At 73.3% G+C, this 22075-nt stretch carries 20 protein-coding genes and 1 riboswitch; of the genes, 6 read left to right on the top strand and 14 right to left on the bottom strand.

Annotated elements, in window-relative coordinates; all coding sequences use genetic code 11:
• Positions 1-11: 11 nt before the first annotated feature.
• Together ACFV57_RS19280 and ACFV57_RS19275 are read right to left on the bottom strand one after the other, a co-directional pair.
• Positions 12-1088 (bottom strand): CU044_5270 family protein, encoded by a 1077-nt coding sequence (locus ACFV57_RS19280; protein WP_385233250.1) that lies wholly within the window; start codon positions 1086-1088, stop codon positions 12-14.
• Positions 1081-1797 (bottom strand): RNA polymerase sigma factor, encoded by a 717-nt coding sequence (locus ACFV57_RS19275; RefSeq protein WP_385233247.1) that lies wholly within the window; start codon positions 1795-1797, stop codon positions 1081-1083. Before ACFV57_RS19275 ends, ACFV57_RS19280 begins: the two co-directional genes overlap by 8 nt.
• An 81-nt stretch (positions 1798-1878) precedes the next feature.
• On the opposite strand from ACFV57_RS19275, the gene ctaD reads away from it, so the two are divergent.
• Both ctaD and ACFV57_RS19265 read left to right on the top strand, forming a co-directional pair.
• Positions 1879-3504, top strand: a complete 1626-nt coding sequence (ctaD, locus tag ACFV57_RS19270) for a cytochrome c oxidase subunit I (RefSeq protein WP_385233244.1) — start codon at positions 1879-1881, stop codon at positions 3502-3504.
• Entirely contained in the window at positions 3501-3854 is a 354-nt protein-coding gene (locus tag ACFV57_RS19265; RefSeq protein ID WP_385233241.1) for a hypothetical protein, read from the top strand. Before ctaD ends, ACFV57_RS19265 begins: the two co-directional genes overlap by 4 nt.
• A gap of 88 nt (positions 3855-3942) precedes the next feature.
• On the opposite strand, the gene ACFV57_RS19260 is transcribed toward ACFV57_RS19265, so the two are convergent.
• The 4 genes from ACFV57_RS19260 to ACFV57_RS19245 all read right to left on the bottom strand — a co-directional run bounded on the left by ACFV57_RS19260 (position 3943) and on the right by ACFV57_RS19245 (position 7624).
• Complete coding sequence (locus ACFV57_RS19260) at positions 3943-4653, bottom strand: hypothetical protein (protein WP_385233238.1); 711 nt, start codon at positions 4651-4653, stop codon at positions 3943-3945.
• Between the two features lie 197 nt (positions 4654-4850).
• Positions 4851-5390, bottom strand: coding sequence for a DUF6114 domain-containing protein (locus ACFV57_RS19255; protein ID WP_385233235.1), 540 nt, complete (start codon positions 5388-5390; stop codon positions 4851-4853).
• Positions 5381-6001, bottom strand: a complete 621-nt coding sequence (locus ACFV57_RS19250) for a DUF6230 family protein (RefSeq protein WP_385233232.1) — start codon at positions 5999-6001, stop codon at positions 5381-5383. Before ACFV57_RS19250 ends, ACFV57_RS19255 begins: the two co-directional genes overlap by 10 nt.
• Before the next feature lie 390 nt (positions 6002-6391).
• Positions 6392-7624: a cytochrome P450 gene (locus ACFV57_RS19245; protein WP_385233229.1), complete on the bottom strand. Its 1233-nt coding sequence runs from the start codon at positions 7622-7624 to the stop codon at positions 6392-6394.
• A 334-nt stretch (positions 7625-7958) separates the two neighbouring features.
• Between ACFV57_RS19245 and ACFV57_RS19240 the strand changes: the two genes are divergently transcribed.
• Together ACFV57_RS19240 and ACFV57_RS19235 are read left to right on the top strand one after the other, a co-directional pair.
• Positions 7959-9128, top strand: a complete 1170-nt coding sequence (locus ACFV57_RS19240) for a steroid 3-ketoacyl-CoA thiolase (RefSeq protein ID WP_385233226.1) — start codon at positions 7959-7961, stop codon at positions 9126-9128.
• 101 nt (positions 9129-9229) lie between these two features.
• Positions 9230-9814, top strand: a complete 585-nt coding sequence (locus tag ACFV57_RS19235; protein WP_385233223.1) for a DinB family protein — start codon at positions 9230-9232, stop codon at positions 9812-9814.
• A gap of 99 nt (positions 9815-9913) precedes the next feature.
• Here ACFV57_RS19235 and ACFV57_RS19230 read toward each other — a convergent pair whose 3' ends face one another.
• From ACFV57_RS19230 to ACFV57_RS19195, 8 genes are all read right to left on the bottom strand, one after another.
• Entirely contained in the window at positions 9914-10996 is a 1083-nt protein-coding gene (locus ACFV57_RS19230) for an alpha/beta hydrolase family protein (protein ID WP_385233220.1), read from the bottom strand.
• Between the two features lie 652 nt (positions 10997-11648).
• Entirely contained in the window at positions 11649-12095 is a 447-nt protein-coding gene (locus ACFV57_RS19225) for a transglycosylase SLT domain-containing protein (RefSeq protein WP_385233217.1), read from the bottom strand.
• 350 nt (positions 12096-12445) lie between these two features.
• Positions 12446-13483, bottom strand: a complete 1038-nt coding sequence (locus ACFV57_RS19220) for an ECF transporter S component (RefSeq protein WP_385233214.1) — start codon at positions 13481-13483, stop codon at positions 12446-12448.
• On the bottom strand, positions 13480-15363 hold the full coding sequence (locus ACFV57_RS19215) for an ABC transporter ATP-binding protein (protein ID WP_385233212.1): 1884 nt from the start codon (positions 15361-15363) through the stop codon (positions 13480-13482). The genes ACFV57_RS19220 and ACFV57_RS19215 overlap by 4 nt, the downstream gene beginning before the upstream one ends.
• A complete protein-coding gene (locus ACFV57_RS19210) occupies positions 15360-16568 on the bottom strand; it encodes an energy-coupling factor transporter transmembrane component T (RefSeq protein ID WP_385233209.1) in 1209 nt (402 codons plus the stop codon). Before ACFV57_RS19210 ends, ACFV57_RS19215 begins: the two co-directional genes overlap by 4 nt.
• Positions 16565-17278 (bottom strand): SCO2322 family protein, encoded by a 714-nt coding sequence (locus tag ACFV57_RS19205; RefSeq protein ID WP_385233206.1) that lies wholly within the window; start codon positions 17276-17278, stop codon positions 16565-16567. Before ACFV57_RS19205 ends, ACFV57_RS19210 begins: the two co-directional genes overlap by 4 nt.
• Positions 17278-18600, bottom strand: coding sequence for a prenyltransferase/squalene oxidase repeat-containing protein (locus tag ACFV57_RS19200; RefSeq protein WP_385233203.1), 1323 nt, complete (start codon positions 18598-18600; stop codon positions 17278-17280). The genes ACFV57_RS19205 and ACFV57_RS19200 overlap by 1 nt, the downstream gene beginning before the upstream one ends.
• A gap of 280 nt (positions 18601-18880) precedes the next feature.
• Positions 18881-18982, bottom strand: a riboswitch (cobalamin riboswitch).
• 54 nt (positions 18983-19036) lie between these two features.
• Positions 19037-20128 (bottom strand): MBL fold metallo-hydrolase, encoded by a 1092-nt coding sequence (locus ACFV57_RS19195; RefSeq protein ID WP_385233200.1) that lies wholly within the window; start codon positions 20126-20128, stop codon positions 19037-19039.
• A gap of 147 nt (positions 20129-20275) precedes the next feature.
• Here ACFV57_RS19195 and ACFV57_RS19190 point away from each other — a divergent pair, with 147 nt between their 5' ends.
• Positions 20276-21727 carry an aldehyde dehydrogenase gene (locus ACFV57_RS19190; protein ID WP_385233197.1) on the top strand — a complete coding sequence of 484 codons (1452 nt, stop codon included), beginning with the start codon at positions 20276-20278 and terminating at the stop codon, positions 21725-21727.
• Positions 21728-21734: 7 nt separating this feature from the next.
• Positions 21735-22025, top strand: coding sequence for a ferredoxin (locus ACFV57_RS19185; RefSeq protein WP_385233194.1), 291 nt, complete (start codon positions 21735-21737; stop codon positions 22023-22025).
• Positions 22026-22075 lie beyond the last annotated feature (50 nt).

Below are 22075 nucleotides of genomic sequence, written 5' to 3'. Positions count from 1 at the left end.
GCGCGCTCGCCTCACGGCATCCACGCCTCGTACGACAGCACGTCACCCGACTTGATCCTGAAGTCGGGGATGTCCTTCGTGAACGTCGTCTCCATGCCGAGGACCTGGCCGGTCTCCGGGTCCAGGATGATCAGTTGCAGGGTGCCGTCCATGGAGCCGTCCGAGGAGTCCGTACCGCGGTACGCGTACGCCTGGCCGCGCCGGCCGAGCCGGTCGATGACCTGGCCGGCCGGGCGGAGGTCCGTCCTGCGGGAGAGCAGCCGGGCCAGCGCGGCCGTCTCGCGCGGGCCCGGCGTCCACTCCTGGAGGTAGGAGGACAGGGCCATGAGCAGCGACGGCGTCTTCGTGTCGGCGTCGCTGTAGAAGGTGGCGAGGTACGCGCGCAGCTCGTCGGGGTCGGCGGGCGGCCGGGCGGGCAGTGTGCCGTCGCCGGTGACCGGGTCGTCCAGGCGGGTGCCCGCCGGGTACGTCTTGTGGTGCAGGACCTTGCCGTCGTTCACGGTGCGCCACTCGCCGTCCGCGTCGTTGATCACCGGGCGGCCGGGGTGCCGGGGGTCGGTGGCGACGACGAGTTCGGAGCCGCTGCCGTCCGGGTTCCAGCTGGTGATGCGCTCCTCCGGGACGGTGACCGGCGGCGCCGCGTCCGGACCGGTCTCCATGCTCAGGTACCAGCTCTGGAGGTGGCTGCCCCGGTGCGGCCGGGGGGCGCTGTGCTGGGCGCGGGCGTACGCCTCGGCCTGGCGGGCGACCTCGTCCAGGGGGACGGCCGGGGCGTCGCGCTGCACGACGAGCGGGGTGGGCGAGGCCGCCGCCGGTGCCGTACCGGCGCCGGAGAAGGTCAGGGTCAGGGCCGCGACCACGGCGGCCGAGGCGGCGGTGGCGCCGATGAGGAGGCGCCGGGTGCGGCGCGGACGGCGTGGGCGGTCGGTGCGCGCGGGCGCGTGCGCCGGTTCGGCGGTCGGCGTGCTGTCGCTCATCAGCGCGGCCAGCCGGTGTTCGGCGCGCGCGGTGAGCGGGCGGTCGCGCCAGGGGCCGTCGCCGGACGGTACGGGGTCGGCCTGCCGCAGCAGGTCCAGTTCGTCAGTCAAGGCCGCGGCCTCCGGCTCGGGTCGGCACCGCGGGTGCGGGCAGGGGCGATCGTGCGGTCGTACGGGGTGCGCGCGGGCGCGCCGGAGGAGCGGGGACGCGGCCGGGACCGGGCCCCGGCTCCGGTGCTCCCTTCGGGCGGAGGCGGTCTATCTGCGTACGGAGCCGGTTGCGGGCCCGGTGCAGCCGCATCGCCGCGGCGCTCTGGCTGCAGTTCAGGGTGACGGCCAGTTCCTGGAGGTTCAGTTCCTCCCAGGCCGTCAGACGCAGCACTTCCTGGTCGGCGGGGGAGAGGCGCTCCAGGGCCTCGTGCACCCAGGAGCCCGGCCGTTCCGTGTCGGGGCTGTCCACGGTCTGACGGCGGTGCGCGGCCTCGTGGTTGCCCAGGCGGTGCAGCAGCCGCCGGTAGCGGCCGAAGCCGCGCACCGTGTTCGACAGGCAGTTGCGGGCCACGCCGTACAGCCAGGGCAGCGGGGACGCCGGCAGCTCGGCGCGGCGCCGCCAGGCTATGGAGAAGACCTCCGCCACCACCTCCTCGACGTCGTCCGCCTGGCCGCTGTCCAGGCGGCGGGCGACGAACCGGCCGACGGCCCAGTAGTGCGCGCGGTAGGCGGCGGCGAAGGCTTCGTCGACGTCCTTGCCGAGGTCCGTGCCGGGGCCCGCGCCGAAGTCTTCGTCGGGTTCGTCCCCGGCGGCTGCGTCCTTGCTCATGATCTGTTGGTGTCCGGCACACCGGAGATCTTCACACCCTCCCGCGGTGAAGATTTCCGCGGCCCCGGACACCTACGGTGCATGAAGTCCCCCGTGAAGTGGCTGACGACCACCGACCACAAGACCATCGGCACGCTCTACCTGATCACCTCGTTCGCGTTCTTCTGCGTCGGCGGGCTGATGGCGCTGCTGATGCGCGCCGAACTGGCCCGGCCCGGCCACCAGATCCTGTCGAACGAGCAGTTCAACCAGGCGTTCACGATGCACGGCACGATCATGCTGCTGATGTTCGCGACGCCGCTGTTCTCCGGCTTCGCGAACTGGATCATGCCGCTGCAGATCGGCGCGCCCGACGTCGCCTTCCCCCGGCTGAACATGTTCGCGTACTGGCTCTACCTCTTCGGCTCGCTGATCGCGGTCGGTGGTTTCCTGACGCCGCAGGGCGCCGCCGACTTCGGCTGGTTCGCCTATGCGCCGCTCTCCGACTCCGTGCATTCCCCGGGGATCGGCGGCGACATGTGGATCATGGGTCTGGCGCTGTCCGGTTTCGGCACGATCCTGGGTGCGGTCAATTTCATCACCACCATCGTCTGTATGCGCGCGCCCGGCATGACGATGTTCCGTATGCCGATCTTCACCTGGAACGTGCTGCTGACCGGCGTGCTGGTCCTGCTCGCCTTTCCCGTTCTGGCGGCGGCTCTCTTCGCACTGGAGGCGGACCGCAAATTCGGCGCGCACGTCTTCGACGCGGCCAACGGCGGCGCCCTGCTGTGGCAGCACCTGTTCTGGTTCTTCGGCCACCCCGAGGTGTACATCATCGCGCTGCCGTTCTTCGGCATCATCTCCGAGGTCATTCCGGTCTTCTCCCGCAAGCCGATGTTCGGTTACGTCGGACTGATCGCGGCGACGATTTCCATCGCGGGCCTTTCGGTCACCGTCTGGGCGCACCACATGTACGCGACGGGCGGCGTCCTGCTGCCGTTCTTCTCGTTCATGACGTTCCTGATCGCCGTACCGACCGGGGTGAAGTTCTTCAACTGGATCGGCACCATGTGGAAGGGCTCGCTGTCCTTCGAGACACCGATGCTGTGGGCCGTCGGCTTCCTGATCACCTTCACCTTCGGCGGCCTGACCGGCGTCATCCTGGCGTCCCCGCCGATGGACTTCCATGTGACCGACTCGTACTTCGTCGTGGCCCACTTCCACTACGTCATCTTCGGCACGGTCGTCTTCGCGATGTTCGCGGGCTTCCACTTCTGGTGGCCCAAGTTCACCGGCAGGATGCTGGACGAACGCCTCGGGAAAATCACGTTCTGGACGCTGTTCACCGGCTTCCACGGCACCTTCCTCGTCCAGCACTGGCTGGGCACCGAGGGCATGCTGCGGCGCATCCCCGATTACCTGGCCGCCGACGGCTTCACCACGCTCAACACGATCTCGACGATCGCCTCGTTCCTGCTCGGCCTGTCGATGCTGCCGTTCCTCTACAACGTCTGGAAGACCGCGAAGTACGGGGAAAAGGTGACCACCGACGACCCGTGGGGCTGGGGACGTTCGCTGGAGTGGGCGACCTCCTGCCCGCCGCCCCGCCACAACTTCGTCGCCCTGCCGCGCATCCGCTCCGAATCCCCGGCGTTCGACCTGCATCACCCCGGGATCGGTGCCCCCGAACTGGCCCCGGAAAAGGAACGAGGTGCGCTGGTATGAGCGGCGGTACGCCGGTGGGCACGGCCGAGGCGATCAACGAGATCGAGGGATATCTGCTCTGGGAGGCCGAGAAGGACCGCGCACGGACGCGCGCGCGGGAATTCGGCGCCCGGCTGCCGTGGCTGACCCGTGCGCAACAGGAGGAGGTCGAGCGGCAGTACCGGGCCGACCAACTGGAATGCTCCCGCGCGTATCTGCGGCGGATCGCGGCGCGTAGCGGGGAACTGCGCGCCGAGTACGAGGGCGTGTACCAGGTGCTGCGGCGCCGGCTGGTGACGGCGGCCCTGGCCACGGCCGTGGTGCTGGTGGCCGGCGCGGTGACGGTTGCCGTTGCCCTCACCGGCGGGTGAGGGCAACGGACCGACGACGACCGGGGGCGCCCGCGGCTGAGGGGGCGGTCGGCGGACACCTCCCGGCCGTCGGTCTTGGGGCCGCCCGTCAGCCGGTGACGGTGATCTGCGACGCCGGGTCGGTGGTGTCGGCGACCTTGTAGGTGGCGTTGAACAGCGACGTCGTCGCGCTGGTCGGGCAGCCGAAGCCGCCGACGACCTTGACCGGGACGGAGGCGTTGGTGAAGACGAGGGTGGACGGCGCGCCGTTGGTCCAGGCGCCGCTCACCGTGGCCGCGCCGGTGGGCGCCGCCGTCACCGTACAACTGGCCAGCCCACTGGTCTTGAGCACGAAACCGCCGGTCGGGATGGTCAGCCCGGCGGTGCTCGGCGCCCCGTTCTGCATGGTGACGCCCCATGCGCCGGACGTCTGGATGGTGGCGCTGACGCCCGGCATGCTGGTGGTGCAGGAGCTGTAGGTGGGCGCCGAGATCCCGTTGCTGACCGGGCCGGAGGCGTTGGTGTTGTCCGGTGCGTCGGGGACCTGGCCGGTGGCGTTCGAGACGGTGCAGGTCACCGTCACCGAACCGGCCTTGAAGGTGGCCTTGCCGCTGAGGGTGGCGGCGTAGGCGTGCCCGGCCGGCGTGACGGTGGTCGCGGCCTCGGTGATCCCGGCCCCGGTGGGCTGGGCGGTGGCCGAGCCGGTGAGGGCCAGCGAGAGGGACGCGGTCGCGAGGATTCCCGTACCGGCGGCGAGCAGGGCACGCGGCCGCCGTGTCCGGGGGTGATGTGCGCGAGAGCGTGCGGGTCTGTGCGTCATCGCGAATCTCCTTCTGCGAGCGGTGTGGGTGGGGTGGGTGGTGCGTGTGTGGTGATGGTGGTTCAGGTGGTGCGATTCGGGGGGAGTGGAACCGGCGACGCGGGCAGGGCGGACAGCGACGTACGCGTACGGAGGCCCGCCGGTACAGGCCGCGTTCCTGCCGTACGCGTACGACGCTCCCGCCGCGCCGGTCCGGGTCAGCGCCGCGGCTGGGGGCGGAACGGGGACGGCTCGCTGTCGGACGGCCCCTGGTGCGGCTGCGGGCCGGTACTACCGGTGCCCGGCTGCGGACCCGTACCGTCGCCCGGGCCCGAGTTCGCACCGTCACCCGGCTCCGGATGCGGCTCCGGCTCCGGTTGCGGGCGCGGCTGCCAGGCGAAGATCATGCCGCCGCCGAGGATGCCGACGATCGTGCCGAACAGGAAGCCGCCGAGGTTGGACATCACCAGCGCGGCGGTGGCGACCAGCACGGTGAGGATTCCGGCGAGGCCCCGGTAGTGCGGCGCGAACCACGCGGACAGGCCCATCAGGATCATCACCAGGCCCATCAGGACGGACGGAATTCCGGCGATGCCCTGTTGGAGCATGACCTTCAGGGGCGCCAGCGGGATGGCGCAGATCTCCGCACCGGCGACGACGGCCGCCAGCCCGCCCCAGAAGGGACGGCCCTTGCGCCAGCGCCGCCAGGCCGCGCGCCCGCGCCGCACGGCGCCGGGGCCCCGCCCGGTCAGAAGCATTCCTTCTTGCCCTTGGAGATCTTCATGCTCAGGCCGGCCAGCCGGAACGTCCCGGCGTTGGTGGCCCAGGCCGTCTGCCTGAGGTTGGTGATGTTGACGTCGTCGGCCTGCTGGGCGAACAGGTCCTGCATGCCCTGGGCGGTCGCCGGGCCCTTGTCGAGGGTGGAGGCGTCCCGGCCGATCTCGATGTTGTTGAAGTCCGCGTTGCCGGAGAGCTGCGTGGCGTCCACGAAGAGGTCGGTCGCCTTGACCGGCGTACTGCCCCGGCCCGCGGTGAGGTTGAGCGAGATGTCGCCGATGACCGGCAGCGTGGTGACGACCGACTGGCACAGGCTGCGCAGCTCGGCGTTCTTGATGGCCGTCACGGCCACCGGCAGTAGGTCGCCCCGGGCGTTCTGGTCGACGCCGCCGTACTGGGCGAACCCGTCACCCTTGAGGGCGGCGGCGGACACCTTGAACTGCTGTCCCGATACGGCGAACGAAGCCGCCAGCGCGCCGTTGGCCAGGGCGATGGCCAGCGCGGCGGTCCCGGCGAAGGCCGGGACGGACAGCACGGCGAACTTGCGCCAGCTGACCCGCCCCGTGACATGTCTGCCGTGTGCGTCCTTCATGAGAGTGGTCCCCTTCGAAGTGCGGTGGATCGCGCAGCCGAGAAATGTGGGGGGACGTGCTGGGCACCTGGCCAGGAGGTGAAGGCACGTGGTGGTTACGTGGAGGGTGTGAAGAACTGGCCGGTGTTACTGGCGAGTTGAATGTAAGTCTGCCAGTAGCCGTTGGCAAGGTTGAGGACCGAAGGAACCACAGGAGACGCAAAAGAGACGCGGCGGCACGGCCGTCGGCGGTGGTACGGCCGTACGGCCCCGTACCGGGGCGCGCAGGGCGCCCGTATGCCGGAGGGGCGCGCGGCCCATGCGTATCGGGCGGGTGTGGTCTACGCGCACCGACGAGGCCCGCGGCGCACACCCGCAGCGGGCGGCTGCGGCCTACGCGTACCGGGCCCCCTACGCGTACCGGACCCGCAGTTCCTTCACCCCGTTCAGCCACGCCGACCGCAGCCGGCGCGGCGCGCCCGCGAGGGCGATGCCGGGCATGGCGTCCGCGATCGCGTTGAAGATCAGCTCGATCTCCAGGACCGCGAGCGACTTGCCGAGGCAGAAGTGCGGGCCGCCCCCGCCGAACCCGAGGTGGGGGTTGGGGTCCCGGGTGATGTCGAACGTCCCGGGGCTGTCGAAGACCTCGGGATCGTTGTTGGCGGAGGCGTAGAAGATGCCGACCCGCTGGCCCTCGCCGATCCGCGCGCCGCCCAGGGTGGTGTCCTGGGTGGCGGTGCGCTGGAAGGAGACCACGGGCGTCGCCCAGCGCACGATCTCCTCGGCGGCGGTGCGGGTCCGCTCCCGTTTGAACAGGTCCCACTGCTCGGGGTGGGTCAGGAACGCGTGCATGCCGTGGGTGATCGCGTTGCGCGTCGTCTCGTTGCCCGCGACGGCCAGCAGGAGCACGAAGAACCCGAACTCGTCGGACGCGAGGTTGCCCTCGTCCTCCGCCGCGACGAGCCGGCTGACGATGTCCTCGGCCGGACACTGCTTACGGGCCCCGGCCAGGTTCATCGCGTACGAGATCAGCTCCGCCGCCGCGTTGCTGCCGACCTCCTCGGTGATGGCCAGCTCCGGGTCGTCGTACGCGATCATCTTGTTCGACCAGTCGAAGATGCGGGAACGGTCGTCCTGGGGGATGCCGATCAGTTCGGCGATGGCCTGGAGGGGGAGTTCGCAGGCGATGTCGGTGACGAAGTCGCCGGACCCCTTGCTGCGGGCCTCGGCGACGATGGTCCGCGCCCGGGCACGCAGGGCGCCTTCGAGGGCGCGGATGGCGCGGGGCGTGAAGCCGCGCTGGACGATCTGGCGGACCCGGGTGTGTTCCGGCGGGTCCATGTTGAGCATGATCAGCTTCTGGACGTCGATCTGCTCGCGGGTCATGGCCGCGTTGAAGCGGATGATCGAGGTGTTGAGGTTCGCCGAGAAGATCTCCGGCCGGGTGGAGACCTCCTTGACGTCCTCGTGGCGGGTCACCACCCAGTAGCCGTCGTCGCCGAAGCCGGCGATGCCGTGCGGCTGGGCGTTCCACCAGACGGGCTCGGTGCGCCGCAGCTGGGCGAACTCGGGCAGCGGTACGCGGCGTTGGTAGACGTCGGGGTCGGTGAAGTCGAACCCGTCGGGCAGCGCGGGGCATGGCATCTCGGCGACTCCAGGTCTGGTCCGGTCCAGCTCTGGTCCGGCCCGGCGCCGGTCGGGGGTCCTGGCGGCCTGTCGTCGAACGGGTGCCGGCCGGCGGTACTGACGGGCCGTCAGCTCATGGCGGTGAAGGTAATAACGAGTTCTATAAGTGGCAAGGGGGTGCGGGGCCTCAACTGCCGCCACTCTACGGCCGTTGCGGACGGAAGGCCCGTGCAGCACCCTTGCGCCTCCGGCCGCGGCTCAAAGAAACTGTCCGTGGAACTAGAACGCGTACCAGTTCCATCGTCGGGGGTGCCGGGACGTCCTGCGGGACGTGAGGAGAGGACGAGTCAGCATGGCCGCGGAACCCGTCATCGTCGAAGCCGTACGCACCCCGATCGGCAGGCGCGGTGGCGCGCTCGCCAACCTCCACCCCGCCTACCTCCTCGGCGAGACCTACCGCGAGCTGCTCGCCCGTACCGGAATCCAGCCGGACTGCGTCGAACAGATCGTCGGCGGCACGGTCACCCACGCCGGCGAGCAGTCCATGAACCCGGCGCGCACCGCCTGGCTGGCGATGGGCCTGCCGTACGAGACCGCCGCCACCACCGTGGACTGCCAGTGCGGCTCGTCCCAGCAGGCCAACCACATGGTCGCCAACATGGTCGCGGGCGGCGTCATCGACATCGGCATCGGGTGCGGTGTGGAGGCGATGTCGCGGGTGCCGCTGGGCAGCGGCTCCAAGCACGGCCCCGGCAAACCCTGGCCGGACGAGTGGAACGTGGACCTCCCCAACCAGTTCGAGGCCGCCGAACGCATCGCCCGCAACCGGGGGCTGACCCGCGCGGACGTCGACGCGCTGGGGCTGCTCTCGCAGGAACGGGCCGCGGCGGCCTGGGCGGAGGAACGCTTCAAGCGGGAGACATTCGCGGTCCAGGTGCCGACGACGGAGGAGGAACAGGCCGCCGGACAGGGCATGTGGCGGCTCGTGGACCGTGACGAGGGGCTGCGCGACACGAGCCTGGCGGCGCTCGGCGGCCTGAAACCGGTCATGCCCACGGCTGTGCACACGGCCGGCAACTGCTCACAGATCTCGGACGGCGCGTGCGCGCTGATGTGGGCGTCCAAGCGGATGGCCCGCGCGCTCAAACTCAAACCGCGCGCCCGGATCGTCGCCCAGGCGCTGGTCGGCGCCGATCCCCACTACCACCTGGACGGGCCCATCGACGCGACGCGGGCCGTGCTGGGCAAGGCCGGGATGTCGCTCAAGGACATCGACCTCGTCGAGATCAACGAGGCGTTCGCGTCGGTCGTGCTGTCGTGGGCGCGGGTCTTCGAACAGGACCTGGACAAGGTCAACGTGAACGGTGGCGCGATCGCCCTGGGCCACCCGGTCGGCGCCACCGGCGCGCGGCTGATCACGACGGCGCTGCACGAACTGGAACGTACGGGCAAGGAGTTCGCGCTGATCACGATGTGCGCGGGCGGCGGGCTGGCGACGGGGACGATCATTCAGCGGTTGTGAGGGGCGCGGAGGGTGCGGAGGGCGCGGATGTGAGGGGGTAGGCATGCGGGTGACGCGCCGGTGGTCGGGGCGTTGTCAGTGGTCCCTGTCACACTCGCGGCATGAACGAATCAGGGGTTCAGGCAGCGGCTCGGCCGGCCGCCGTGCCGCGGGGGAACTACGCGCCGACGTGGCCGGGTGACGGCGCCGCGCGGCGGAGTCCGCCGCTGGTGGGGGACGAGCGGGAGATCCTCACCGGCTATCTGGAGTGGCACCGCGCCACCTTCGAGCTGAAGTGCTCCGGGGTGCCCGCCGAGCGGCTCTCGGAGCGGACGGTGCCGCCGTCCGGGATGAGCCTGCACGGGCTGATACGGCACCTCGCCGCGGTGGAGCGCTGGTGGTTCCACATCCAGTTCGCGGGTGAACGGCCGCCCATGCTCCATTACTCGGACGACGACCCGGACCAGGATTTCGGCGACCTGTCCGGCGATCCGGCCGAGGCCCTGGCGGTCTGGCGGGAGCAGTGCGAGCACTCCCGCCGCATCGTGGCCGCCGCTCCGTCCATGGACGCGACGGGCATCCACGCGGCCTCCGGCGACCCCGTCTCCCTGCGCCGCGTCCTGGTCCACCTGATAGCCGAGTACGCCCGGCACAACGGCCACGCCGACCTGCTGCGCGAGCGGACCGACGGCGCCACCGGGCACTGACGGGGGCATGGGGACTGGGCGGGGTCACCGGGCACTGGCGGGCCGCACTGGCGGGCCGCGAGGGCGGGCGGCGCGGGTGGGCCGCGAGGGCGGGCGGCCTCAGTCCTTGAGGGGGAAGGAGCGCGTCACGTCCAGGACGGATTGCTGGAACACCTCGTGGTGACCGGCAGCGCCCCGGTCGACGACCGTCACGGAGGCGCCCCGTGCGGTCAGCTGCCGGGCACAGCTCAGGGTGTTCTCCTTGACCACCTCGTGGTCGCCGGTCGCGGTGTAGAGCGTCACGGGCACCTCGGGTGCCCAGGAACAGGTGGTGTCGATGGTGCGGAACATGTCGAGCAAGGCGCCGGACGGGTGGCGCAGCTTCTCGTACCAGGCGTGGGTGAACAGTTCCTTGAGCGTCCCCGGGAGTTTCCTGATGACCTCCTCCTGCTGGTGCTCGCCGTTGAAGAGGCCGTCGATGTAGGAGGCGTACGGGGCGCGGAAGACCTCGCGCGGATCGGAGTAGAGCGGCGGTGAGAGGAAGTGGTTCTGTGACGTGAGGGCCTGGGAGAAGGTCAGTACGGCGGCCACGCCGTTGACGCGGCCTTCCAGCGCGGCCGGGATCTCGGCGTTCAGCAGGTCGTACGGGCCGCCACCGGGCGCCAGCCCGCGCAGCCGGAAGCGTGGGTCCGTCCCCTCGGCCAGGGCGCGGGCGAAGCCCATGGCGGCGTGGCCGCCCTGCGAGTAGCCGGTGACGTACACCTGGCCGTCGAGGGAAGCGCGCCCGGCCGGTTCGGCGGTGTGCTCGGCCTGCTCGGCGGTGTGCCCGGTCCGCTCCGGCGGTGTGGGGCGGGCGGTGTCCAGGCGGGGTACGGCGGTGCGCGCGGCGCGGAGCATGTCGAGGGTGGCGGAGACGGTGGCCGCGGTGTGCAGGAACGGGTGCCGGCCCGGTCCCTTGCCGAGCCCGAGGTAGTCGGGGGCGACGGCGGCCCGGCCACCCGCCGCGTAGAGGGCGGTGGCGAGGTGGTCCGGCCCTTCGCCGTTGACCGAGGGCGCGCGGTCGCGGGCCGTCATGCCGCCGTGCGTGTGTACGACGGCGGGCAGCCGGGCCGGGGCGTCGTGCGGCAGCACGAGCAGCCCGGAAGCGGTGGTCGGCCGCCCGTCCGGGGCGATGGTGCGGTAGCCGAGGCGGTACGCCGACACGTCGTGCCGTACGACGTCGCGCCAGTCCGCCGCGCTGCCCGCGAACTGTGCCTTCCGGGCGGCGGCGACGAGATGGGCGCGGTCCTGCGTACCGAGAGGAGTGACGGAAAGGAGGGCGCCACGGCCAACGGAGGCGAGCGCAGGGTGCGTTGCCGGAGCCGGAGCCGGAGCCGGAGCCGGAGCCGGAGCCGGAGCCGGAGCCGGAGCCGGAGCCGGAGCCGGAGCCGGAGCCGGGGCCGGGGCCAGGGTCGGGGTCGGGCGGGCTGGTGTGGCGGCTGCGGGTGGTGCGGTGGCGAGGGGGACGAGGGCGGTCGCTGTCGCCAGGAGTGCTGCTGCCGCGCCGACGGCAGTGGAACGGCGGGCGCCCCACGGTCGCCAACCCCCTTTGGTCCGACGCCATTTGCCGGTGTGTCGAGACATGGCGCCGATGCTAGGGCGGCCCTTGGGGAAGGGCCATAAGGGTCTTCCCCGAGTCCTGAGGGAGGAGAGGGGGAGGGGGAGCGACGAGTGGGGAGGGCAGGGTGAGGAGAGTGAGGGGTGGGGGCGGGGGAAGGGGAGAAGCGGGGCGGCGGGATAGGCGAAAGCGGCCGACGCCGGGGGCGTCGGCCGCTTAGGGGCAGGAGTGCGGGCGGGCTTCAGGGGCCCGGGCTGCTCAGTACCAGTTGTGGGACTGCCAGAAGTTCCAGGCGTCGCACGGGCTGCCGTACGTGGAGTTCATGTAGTCCAGGCCCCACTTGACCTGGGTCTCCGGGTTGGTCTTCCAGTCCGGGCCGGCCGAGGCCATCTTCGAGCCCGGCTGCGCCTGCACGAGGCCGTAGGCGCCGCTGGACGGGTTGGTGGCGGTCGGGTCCCAGCCGCTCTCACGCTCGACGATGTTGCTGAAGCACTGGTACTGCGCCTGGTCCGGGATCAGCTTGTGCGCCGCGGCCTTGGCGTCGCTCGCGCTCGCGGAGGACGGGGCCTGCGCGGGGGCGGCGGCCTGGGCCGGCGTGGCGGAGAAGACGGCGGCCGAAGCACCCAGGGCGACGGCACCGGCGGCGACGACGGCCTTCTTGTGGGTGGCAAGGCGGCTGGTGATCGTGGACGAGGTGACGCTCACGGGAGGAGAAGCCTTCCGGTGGGGTGCAAGGGGCGCCGCCGAGGCTGCGGCCAAGGGGGGAAGAAGCACGCTGCGCTCGGCGACGTATCCACCCTGGGAAACGGCCGGCGGGTCCGGCAACACCCCCCTCGTACTAGTGGATCTCGCACGGTGGGTGGAAGGTCCTGCCCGTCGCGGCCCGAGGGGGAGGGGATCGTCGGCGGGACGGCGGCTACGAAGGCGGGCCGTATGTGACGGAAGTCCTGTGGGTGGGGTCACACGGAGAGGAGGGGGAGGTAATGGGTGCGAGATGCATAGGGGTATTACGCGTGGGCGGGGTGTTACGGGCGGGGGTGCGAACGGGGACTGCCTCAGCCCGCAGTCCCAGCCCGCCCGGACCCAGCCCCAGCCCCAGGCCCGGACCCGCCCCCGGCCCTCGGCTCAGCCCCCGGCCCGGACCCGCCCCCGGCCCCCGCCTCAGCCCCCGCCCCCGGTCCGAACGCCGTCGGTGTGTCGAACGCCGCGCGGCGTGTGGCGCGGCGGAGGGCCTTGAGGAGGGTGCCGCCGAGGGTGAGTGTCAGGACGACCGTGACCAGGGCGCGCGGCAGGTCCCAGCCCAGGGAGGTCGCCAGGCAGTAGGCCACGAAGCGGGCCAGGTTCTCGGGCAGCGGGTCGCCCGGCACGAAGGAGACGCCGGTGGCCAGGCCGCCGATGTACGGCCAGCCCTGGAGGTTCATGACCAGGCCGTACAGGACGGCGGAGACCGCGCCGTACACCGCGATCATGACCAGTTCGCGGCGGCCGCGCAGCCGGTCCGGGCCCGGCAGCAGGCCCGCGCCCATCGACACCCACCCCATCGACAGCATCTGGAACGGCAGCCACGGCCCCACGCCGCCGGTCAGCAGCGCGGAGGCGAACATCGACACCGAGCCGAGCACGAAGCCGAAGCCGGGCCCCAGGACCCGCCCGGCCAGCACCATCAGGAAGAACATCGGCTCGATACCGGCGGTGCCCGCGCCCAGCGGCCGCATCGCCGCGCCCGCGGCGGCCAGCACGCCGAGCATGGCGATGGCCTTCGAGTCCAGGCTGGGCGCGCCGCCCGACGAGGAGGCCGCCGAGGTGTCCGCGATCGTGGCCACGACGACGGCGAGCAGCAGCGGCAGCAGCGCCGCGAACAGCCACGGCGCGTCCTTGGAGTGCGCGAGACCGGAGGCGGAGCCGGCCAGCAGCGGCCACCCGAAGGCCATCACGCCGATGGCGGAGACGAGGACGAGTGCGGCGACGGCGCGCGGCCCCAGCCGTACGGCCCGCGCCTGCCGGTCCGCCGGTGCCGTACGGGTCCGGGCGGGGGGCGGCCACGTGCCGGGCGCTTCGGGGGCCGGGGTGCGGACGTCGTCGTGGCGGGTCATGCGGTGGTCTCCAGTGCGTGCGCGACCTGGGGGACGGTGAGCCACGGCAGCGGCGCGAGCACCTTGGCGACCTGCGGCGCGAAAGCGGGCGAGGAGACGACGACCTCGGCGGTCGGCCCGTCCGCGACGATCTCGCCGTCCGCGAGGATGACGACGCGGTGGGCCAGCTCGGCGGCCAGCTCGACATCGTGGGTGGCCAGGACGATCGCGTGGCCCTCGGCGGCCAGCCCGCGCAGCAGCTGGACGAGACGGCCCTTGGCCGCGTAGTCCAGGCCGCGGGTCGGCTCGTCGAGCAGGAGCAGCGGTGGCCGGGCGGTGAGCACGACGGCCAGCGCGAGGGCGAGCCGCTGGCCCTCGGAGAGGTCGCGCGGGTGGGTGTTGTCGGCCACGTCCGGGAGCAGCCGGGTGACCAGGTCCCGGCAGGTGCCGGGGGCGGCGTCCGCGTCGTGGTCGGCGGCGGCGCACTCGGCGGCGACCGTGTCCGCGTAGAGGAGGTCGCGCGGTTCCTGCGGTACGAGGCCGACGTGCCGCAGCAGGGCGCGCGGACCGGTGCGGTGCGGCGTGGCGCCGCCGACGCGTACCGAGCCGGCGGCGGGCTCGTGCATGCCGACCAGGGTGGTGAGCAGGGTGGACTTGCCCGCGCCGTTGCGGCCCATGAGGGCGATGGTCTCGCCGGCGCGTACGGTCAGGCCGACGCGGTGCAGGGCGTCGATCCGCCCGCGCCGTACGGAGAGCCCCACGGTCTCGGCGGCGAGGCGGCCGCCGGAGCCGTCGGGTGCGGGTGCGGGTGCGGGTGCGGGTGCGGGTGCCGGTGCCGGTGCGGCCTCGTGCCCGGACCCGGCCGCAGCCCCGGCCCGGTGCCGGTCCTCGCGATGCTCCTCGCGGCGGCGCCACCGGCCGAAGCGCTTACGGGGGGAGACGCCGTCCTCCGGGCCGGCACCAGCGTCGGCGCCAGGTCCCGGGCCGATAACGGGGCCGGTGCCGGTACCGATGCCGGCCGCCCCGGTCCCAGCCCCGGCGAGCCCGCCCGCTTCCCCCGTCTCCCTCGTTTCCCCCGCCTCCACTCCCGCCAGCCGCTCCCGCAGCGACGACGCCTTGCGCCGGGCGTCTCGTACGGACAGCGGCAGGGGGTCCCAGCGGGCGAGCCGCCCCAGGGCCACCACCGGCGGGTGGACGGGGGAGACGGCCATGACATCGGCGGGGGCGCCGACGACCGGGGGCGCGCCGGGCGCGGGCAGCAGGATGACCTGGTCCGCGTACTGGACGACGCGCTCCAGGCGGTGTTCGGCCAGCAGGACCGTCGTGCCGAGGTCGTGCACCAGGCGTTGCAGTACCGCGAGCACCTCCTCGGCGGCGGCCGGGTCCAGGGCGGAGGTCGGCTCGTCCAGGACCAGCACCTTGGGGTGGGTGGTGAGGACCGAGCCGATGGCGACGCGCTGCTGCTGGCCGCCGGAGAGCGTGGTGATGGCGCGGTCGCGCAGGTCGGCGAGGCCGAGCAGGTCGAGGGTCTCCTCGACGCGGCGCCGCATGACGTCGGGGGCCAGGCCCAGGGACTCCATGCCGTAGGCGAGTTCGTCCTCGACGGTGTCGGTGACGAAGTGGGCGAGCGGGTCCTGGCCCACGGTGCCGACGACGTCGGCGAGTTCGCGCGGCTTGTGGGTACGGGTGTCCCGCCCGGCCACGGTGACACGGCCGCGCAGGGTGCCGCCGGTGAAGTGCGGCACGAGGCCGCAGACGGCGTTCAGGACGGTGGACTTGCCGACGCCGGACGGGCCGACGAGCAGGCACAGTTCGCCCTCCGCGACGGTGAGGTCGATGCCCTGGACGGTGGGTCGCGCCGCGTCCCCGTAGGTGACCGACACCTGGTCGAAGCGGATCACTGGGGGGACTCCTTCGTGTACGGCTTCGCGCCCGGCGCGCCCGGCGCCGGTGACTTCCTTGCCCGTACCCGCCCGGGTTCCTTCCCCACGGGCTCCGCCGGCTGCTCCGCCCGCGGCGGCAGCGGCGCGACGAACGCGGGGAGCAGCCCCAGCAGGACACCCGCGGCGGGCCACAGCGGGAGGACGGGCGCGGTGAGCGGGATGGCGGGCGGGTGCAGGGCGGTCGGGTCGGCGGAGTTCGCCCAGATCATCAGGGCGGCCACCGCGACGCCGGAGCCCGACACCAGCCAGGCGCGCACGCCCCACCGGTCGGGACGGTAGCGGCTGCGTACGGACCGCCGGCCGCCCAGCCACAGCCCGCCGAGGGCCGCGACCAGTCCGGCGAGCAGCACCGGCAGGCCGTACGCCGCTCCGGTGTCGGCCAGCAGCCCGTACGTACCGGCGCAGACGCCGAGCAGGCCGCCGAGGGTGAGCGCGGTGGTGGTGTGGCGTACGGCGGGCGGGACCTGTGCCGTACGGCCGTATCCGCGCGCGTCCATGGCGGCGGCCAGCGACACCGAACGTTCCAGTGCGCCTTCCAGGACCGGCAGCCCCACCTGGAGCAGCGCCTTGAAGCCCCGGTCGGGGCGGCCGCGCAGCCGGCGCGCGGCCCGCAGCCGCTGCACGTCGGCGACGAGGTTGGGCGCGAACGTCATCGCGACGACGACCGCGACGCCCGCCTCGTACAGCGCGCCCGGCAGCGACTTCAGCAGTCGCGCCGGACTGGCGAGCGCGTTCGCGGCGCCGACACAGATGAGGAGGGTGCCCAGCTTCAGCCCGTCGTAGAAGGCGAACAGCATGCCCTCGGCAGTGACCCGGCCGCCGATCCGCACGCCGCGCGCCCACTCGGGCAGCGGCACTTCCGGCAGCGTGAGCAGCACGTGCGTGCCCGGGATGGGGGAGCCGAGGAAGAACGCGAAGACCAGCCGGATGCCGATCACCAGCAGGCCCAGCTTCAGGAACGCGCCGTACGAGCGGGCCCACGGCGCGTCCGTGCGGCGCGCCGCGACGACGTATCCCGCCACGCCGATCAGCAGCCCCAGCAGCAGCGGGTTGGTCGTCCGGGACGCGGCGGTGGCCAGGCCCAGTGCCCACAGCCACCAGGCGCCCGCGTGCAGCGCGGTGGAACGGGTGGCGCGGGGGACGCCGGGGACGCGGGCGCTCATCCGCGGCGGCGGCGGGCCTGCCACCCGGCCGCCGCGCCCAGGACGACCACGACGGCGATGCCACCGATCAGTCCGGCGGAGGGGCCGCCCGAGTCGTCGTCCGCCCGCTTGCCGGCGACCGCGTCCTTGGCGGTTTCGGTGCCCGGTGAACCGGAACCGGGCCCCGGCACCGCCTTCTCCGCGCACCCCGCCTTCGGATATCCGGAGATCGCGCACAGCAGCGCGTTCGTGTCGTACCGCAGCGGCTTGGCCGCCGCGGCCAGCGCGTCGCCGACCGTGCCGTCCTCGGGCAGCCGCACGCACTCCGTGCGGACCGGCGGCGGGTTCTCCCCGGCCGGTGCCTCCGCCTTCGTACCGAAGTCGAGGACCAGTCCGACGCGCTTGGAGCCGTCCTCGGCGGGCGTCTTCGCGCAGATCGCGGCGAAGTCCGCCGCGCGGCGCGGTCTGCCCGCCTCGGCGGAGCCGGCGCTGACGGTGAAACGCAGGCCCGCCACGGCACCGTCCCGGGGGCGGCTGGTGGCCGGCCCCTCGGTCGCGTACGACCAGCCGCCGCCCCCGGACGCCGCGGCTTCCGCGGACGGCCCGTCCCAGAAGGACCAGTAGCGGTACTCCTGGGCCTGGGCGGGCGCGGCGCCCAGGCCCAGGACCGTACCGGCCAGGGCCAGGGCGCCGAGGAGGCGCGGTGAGCGGGACCGTGGCGCGTGGCGCATCAGACGCCGCTCTTCTTCCGGCGGCCGCTCAGCAGGAACCCGGCGCCGACGCTCGCCACGAAGACGATGCCGACGATCCACCACACGCCGGAGTCCTGCTCGTCCTGGTCCTGCGCGTCCTTCTCGGGCGTGGCGGACGGCGCGGAGCTGCCGGCCGGCTTCGGCCCGGTGGCGTTCAGCTGGGCGACGAGGTCGGCGCCGCCGAACTTGCGCGGGTCGCCGCCGGCGGCGTGCGCGGCGAGCACCAGCTGTGCGTACGCGGCCGGGCCGGCCTCCTTGGCCCAGTCGGCCGAGTTCTTCTCCAGCCACTGCAGCGGCTTCTGCGCGGCGTCGCCGTGGGAGGCGGCGGCGAGCGCCACGACGGCGTCGGCGGTGTTGCCGACGTCGGGCTGGTCCTCGGCGCCGGGCATCGCGGACTTCAGGTGCTGGTCGCCCGCGGCGAGCACCGAGGCCAGGTACGCGGCGCCGCCCTGGGCGGCCTGCTCCGGGTCGCGCTTCTTGTCCTCGCCCCCGGCGCACTTCAGGGGCTCGACCGGCTGGTTGACGTCCTTGCCCGCCGGGCTGACCACGAAGCCGTCGCCCAGGCCGCCCAGGACGGCCGCGGCCGTGGCGTCGGCGTTCGGGGCGAGCTTGCCGTCCTTGGGCTGGAAGGCGAACGCGCCGCGCTCCCCTTCCTTCGCGTCGCAGCCCAGCTGGAAGGCGACGAGCGCGTCGTACGGGGACTTGCCGCCCTTCTGCACGGACTCCGGCTTCTCGCCGGCCGCCTTCAGCGCGCCGATCACCACGGAGGTGGAGTTGGCGTCGCTGGGCGAGCCGCCCATCGAGGGCCAGCCGCCGTCATCGTTCTGCACCGACTTCAGCCACTTCACGGCGTTCTGTACGGCGTCGTCGTGGCCGCCGAGCGCGGCCAGCGCCTGTACCGCGGCGCCCGTCTGGTTGGTGTCCCGCATCGTCTTGCCGTCGCACGCCTTGCCCGGGTCGGCGCGGAAGGCGGTGAAGGCGCCGTCGGAGCACTGCTGCCCGGCGAGCCAGTCGACGCCGGTCACCGACGGGCGCACGCCGACGGTGCGCTGCGCGAGGAGGGCGAGCGACTGCCGCCAGACGCCGTCGTACTGCGGGTCCTTGGTGCCGTACAGCCCGTCTGGCAGCTTGGACGCCTGCGCGGCGGGTGCGGCGGAGTCGGCGGTGGCCACGGGCGCGCCGGCCGCGCACAGCACGGCGGCGCCGGCCAGCGCCGCGGCGGCGCGGCGCGCCAGGGCGGCGAAGGTGGGGGCCGTGGAAGCCCTGGGAGCCAGGGAAACCTGGGGAGCCGTGGTGGCCATCGGGTCGGTGCCTCTCGGATCGGTTCGCTGCGGGTGGGTGCTGCGGTGGGTGCGCAGCCGCACTCGGACGCCCCGCCGTCCGCCGATCGGTGATCGGCGGCGGTGGCACCGGGCTCAGCTCCGCTTACCTCGACGGTGCCGCGCACCGGGCGTCCGCGCGAGGAGGCGCGGCCTTGCGGTGGCGGGAGCCTTGGTCGTGCCCCAGCGGGTGCTCCGGCTGCCCGGGCGTACGGAGCCGCGCGGGCGGCCGGGCGCGGGGCCGGTGCGCGGCCCGGCGGCCGACCGGGTGAGTCGATGCCGTACGTCCCGGATCACGGTTGCGGGTCAGCGCCGGATTTCCACCGGCTTCCCCCGATCGGGCACAGGATGAAATTGTCTCGCACACCTTAACCGGCGGGCCGGGGGAGTCCCGGTCACGGGCCCGGCCGGCGCCCCCTCACACCGCCCGGTACGTCACCGGCTCCGCCCCGGACGCCCCACGCGACCCCGGCACCGCCTCCGCCAGCCCCAGCCGGACCAGCCGCCGCAGATGCGCCTCCGCCTCCGAGACGGCGATGGTCCGCGAGGCGTACGGAATCCGCTCCCACGGCCGGTTCCACTCCATGGCCTCGGCGAGCTGCCAGGGCGTACGGGGTACGGCGAGCAGCGCGCGCAGCCCGGCGAGCCGCTCCTCGTGGTGGGCGAGCAGCTCGCGCACCCGGCCGGCCGCGTCCGTGAAGGCGTGCTGGTGGGCGGGCAGCACCTCGGCGGGCGCGAGCCGGGCGACCCGTTCCAGGGAGGCGAGGTAGTCGCCGAGCGGGTCGGCGGGGGTGGTGTCGTCCGGGTCCTCGTACAGCCCGATGTGCGGGCTGATGCCCGGCAGCAGATGGTCGCCGGAGAACAGCCGCCCGTGGCCGGGCCGCCGCGCCGGATGGTCCTCCTCCAGGTGCAGGCACACATGGCCGGGCGTGTGGCCGGGGGTCCAGACGGCGCGGAGCCGGCGGCCGGGCAGGTCGAGGAGTTCGCCGGGGGCGATGTCGCGGTCGGGCAGCGCGGCCCGCTGTCCGGGCAGGCCGCGTGCCCGGCCCTTGGCGCGCGCCGTGCGCAGGGGCTCCAGGTGGCTGTCGGGCGCGCCGGCCGCGGCCAGCTTGGTGATCAAGTAGTCGAGCCACCGGCCGGGTGCGGCCTCCCGGGTGCGGCGTACGACGGCGGCGTCCGCCGCGTGCATGGCGATCCACGCGCCGGACGCCTCCCGGACGCGGGCGGAGAGGCCGTGGTGGTCGGGGTGGTGGTGGGTGATCAGCACGCCGTGCAGGTCGGTGACCTCGAAGCCGCAGGCGGCGATCCCGGCGGTCAGGGTGTCCCAGGCGTCCGGGTCGTCCCACCCGGTGTCCACGAGGACCGGGCCCCGGCCGGTCTCCAGCAGGTGGACGAGGGTGTGGCCGAGCGGGTTGTCCGGGATGGGCACGGCGATGGACCACACACCGCCCCGGTGGTCGGTCACCCGGGGACCGGCCTCCGCCGTCCCGGTCCTGGCTGCTGTCGTCATCCGCCGCACCTCCGCCTCCGCGCGGACCGGCCGCGCCCCCGTGCCGAGCATTGCCCAGCATAACTAGAACTGGTATCAGTCCTGATGCGGCGTCAGAAACGTTCCGTACGCGATCACCCATCGGTCGACCCGCAGGAGGCGGCAGCCATGAGCGCACTCGTCGAGTACGAAAAGCTCTACATAGGCGGCGAGTTCGCCGACCCGGCCGGCGGCGGCACCATCGAGGTGGTCTCGCCGCACACCGAGCAGGTCATCGGCCGGGTGCCGCACGCCTCGCGCGCCGACGTGGACCGCGCCGTCGCCGCGGCCCGCGCCTCCTTCGACTCCGGGGTGTGGGCGCGTACGCCGCTCGCGGAGCGGATCGCGGTGGTCACGCGCATCAAGGACGCCTTCGCCGTACGGAGCGAGGAGATCGCCAAGGTCATCAGCGCCGAGAACGGCACCCCGTACACCTCCGGCGTGCTGGTGCAGGCGCTGGCCGCGATGATGGCGTGGGACGCGGCGCTCACCGTCGCCCGCGACTTCCCGTTCGAGGAGCGCCGGGCCGGCGCGCTCGGGCCGCTGCTGGTGCGGCGCGAGCCGGTGGGCGTGGTGGCGGCCGTGGTGCCGTGGAACGTGCCGCAGTTCACCGCGGCGGCCAAGCTGGCACCGGCGCTGCTGGCGGGCTGTTCGGTGGTCCTCAAGGTGTCGCCCGAGACGCCGCTGGACGCCTACCTGTTGGCGGACATCGTGAGCGGGGCCGGGCTGCCCCCGGGGGTGCTGTCGATCCTCCCGGCGGACCGGGAGGTGAGCGAGTACCTGGTCGGGCACCCGGACGTGGACAAGGTGGCCTTCACCGGGTCGGTCGCCGCGGGCCGGCGCGTCATGGAGGTCGCGGCGCGCAACCTGACGCGGGTGACGCTGGAACTGGGCGGCAAGTCGGCGGCCGTGATCCTGCCGGACGCCGACCTGGACGCCGCGGTGGCGGGCATCGTGCCGTTCGCGTGGCTGATCAACGGGCAGGCGTGCATCGCGCAGTCGCGCATCCTCGCGCCGCGCGAGCGCTACGACGAGATCGCCGAACGCTTCACCGCCGCCGCGTCCGCCCTGCGCGTGGGCGACCCGCTGGACCCGGCGACCGAGGTCGGCCCGCTGGTCGCCCGGCGCCAGCGGCAGCGGTCGCTGGACTACATCGCCCTCGGACAGCGGGAGGGCGCCAAGATCCTCACGGGCGGCGGGCGGCCGAAGGGTCTGGAGACCGGCTGGTACGTGGAGCCGACGCTGTTCGGCGAGGTGTCCAACTCCATGCGCATCGCCCGCGAGGAGATCTTCGGCCCGGTGATCTGCCTGCTGCCGTACGACGACGAGGACGAGGCGGTCCGCATCGCCGACGACTCCGACTACGGGCTGTCCGGCTCGGTGTGGACGGCCGACACCGAGCACGGCATCGACGTCGCGCGGCGGGTGCGCACCGGCACATACTCGGTGAACACCTTCAGCATCGACATGCTCGGACCCTTCGGCGGATACAAGAACTCCGGCATCGGGCGGGAGTTCGGGCCCGAGGGCTTCGGCGCCTACCTGGAGCACAAGATGATCCACCTGCCCGCGAAGGGGTGAGGACGCTATGAGCGGCACGGACGACGCGGCCCGGACCGGCAAGGGCGGGCCCGGGGGGACGGACCCCGGGACCCGCTGGCACGTGGCGGTGGACCGGAACGTGTGCATCGGCTCCGGCCTGTGCGCGGCCACCGCGCCCGGCGGCTTCGAGCTGGACGCGGCCCGCCAGTCGCACCCCGTACGGGCCGAGTGCGACGCCTGTGACGACGTGCTCGCGGCGGCGGAGGGCTGTCCCGTCGAGGCGATCACCGTGACGCTCGCCGACACGGGAGAGGCCGTCTTCCCGCCCGAGGAGTGAGCCCCCCCCGAGGAGCCGGGACCACTGGGGCGCGAGACCCCCGGAGAGTG

Source organism: Streptomyces sp. NPDC059788 (genome assembly GCF_042732265.1).
In the GTDB taxonomy this organism is placed as follows: domain Bacteria; phylum Actinomycetota; class Actinomycetes; order Streptomycetales; family Streptomycetaceae; genus Streptomyces.
The sequence above is the reverse complement of the archived record's forward strand: the minus strand, read 5'-3'. Positions and strand labels throughout refer to the sequence as shown.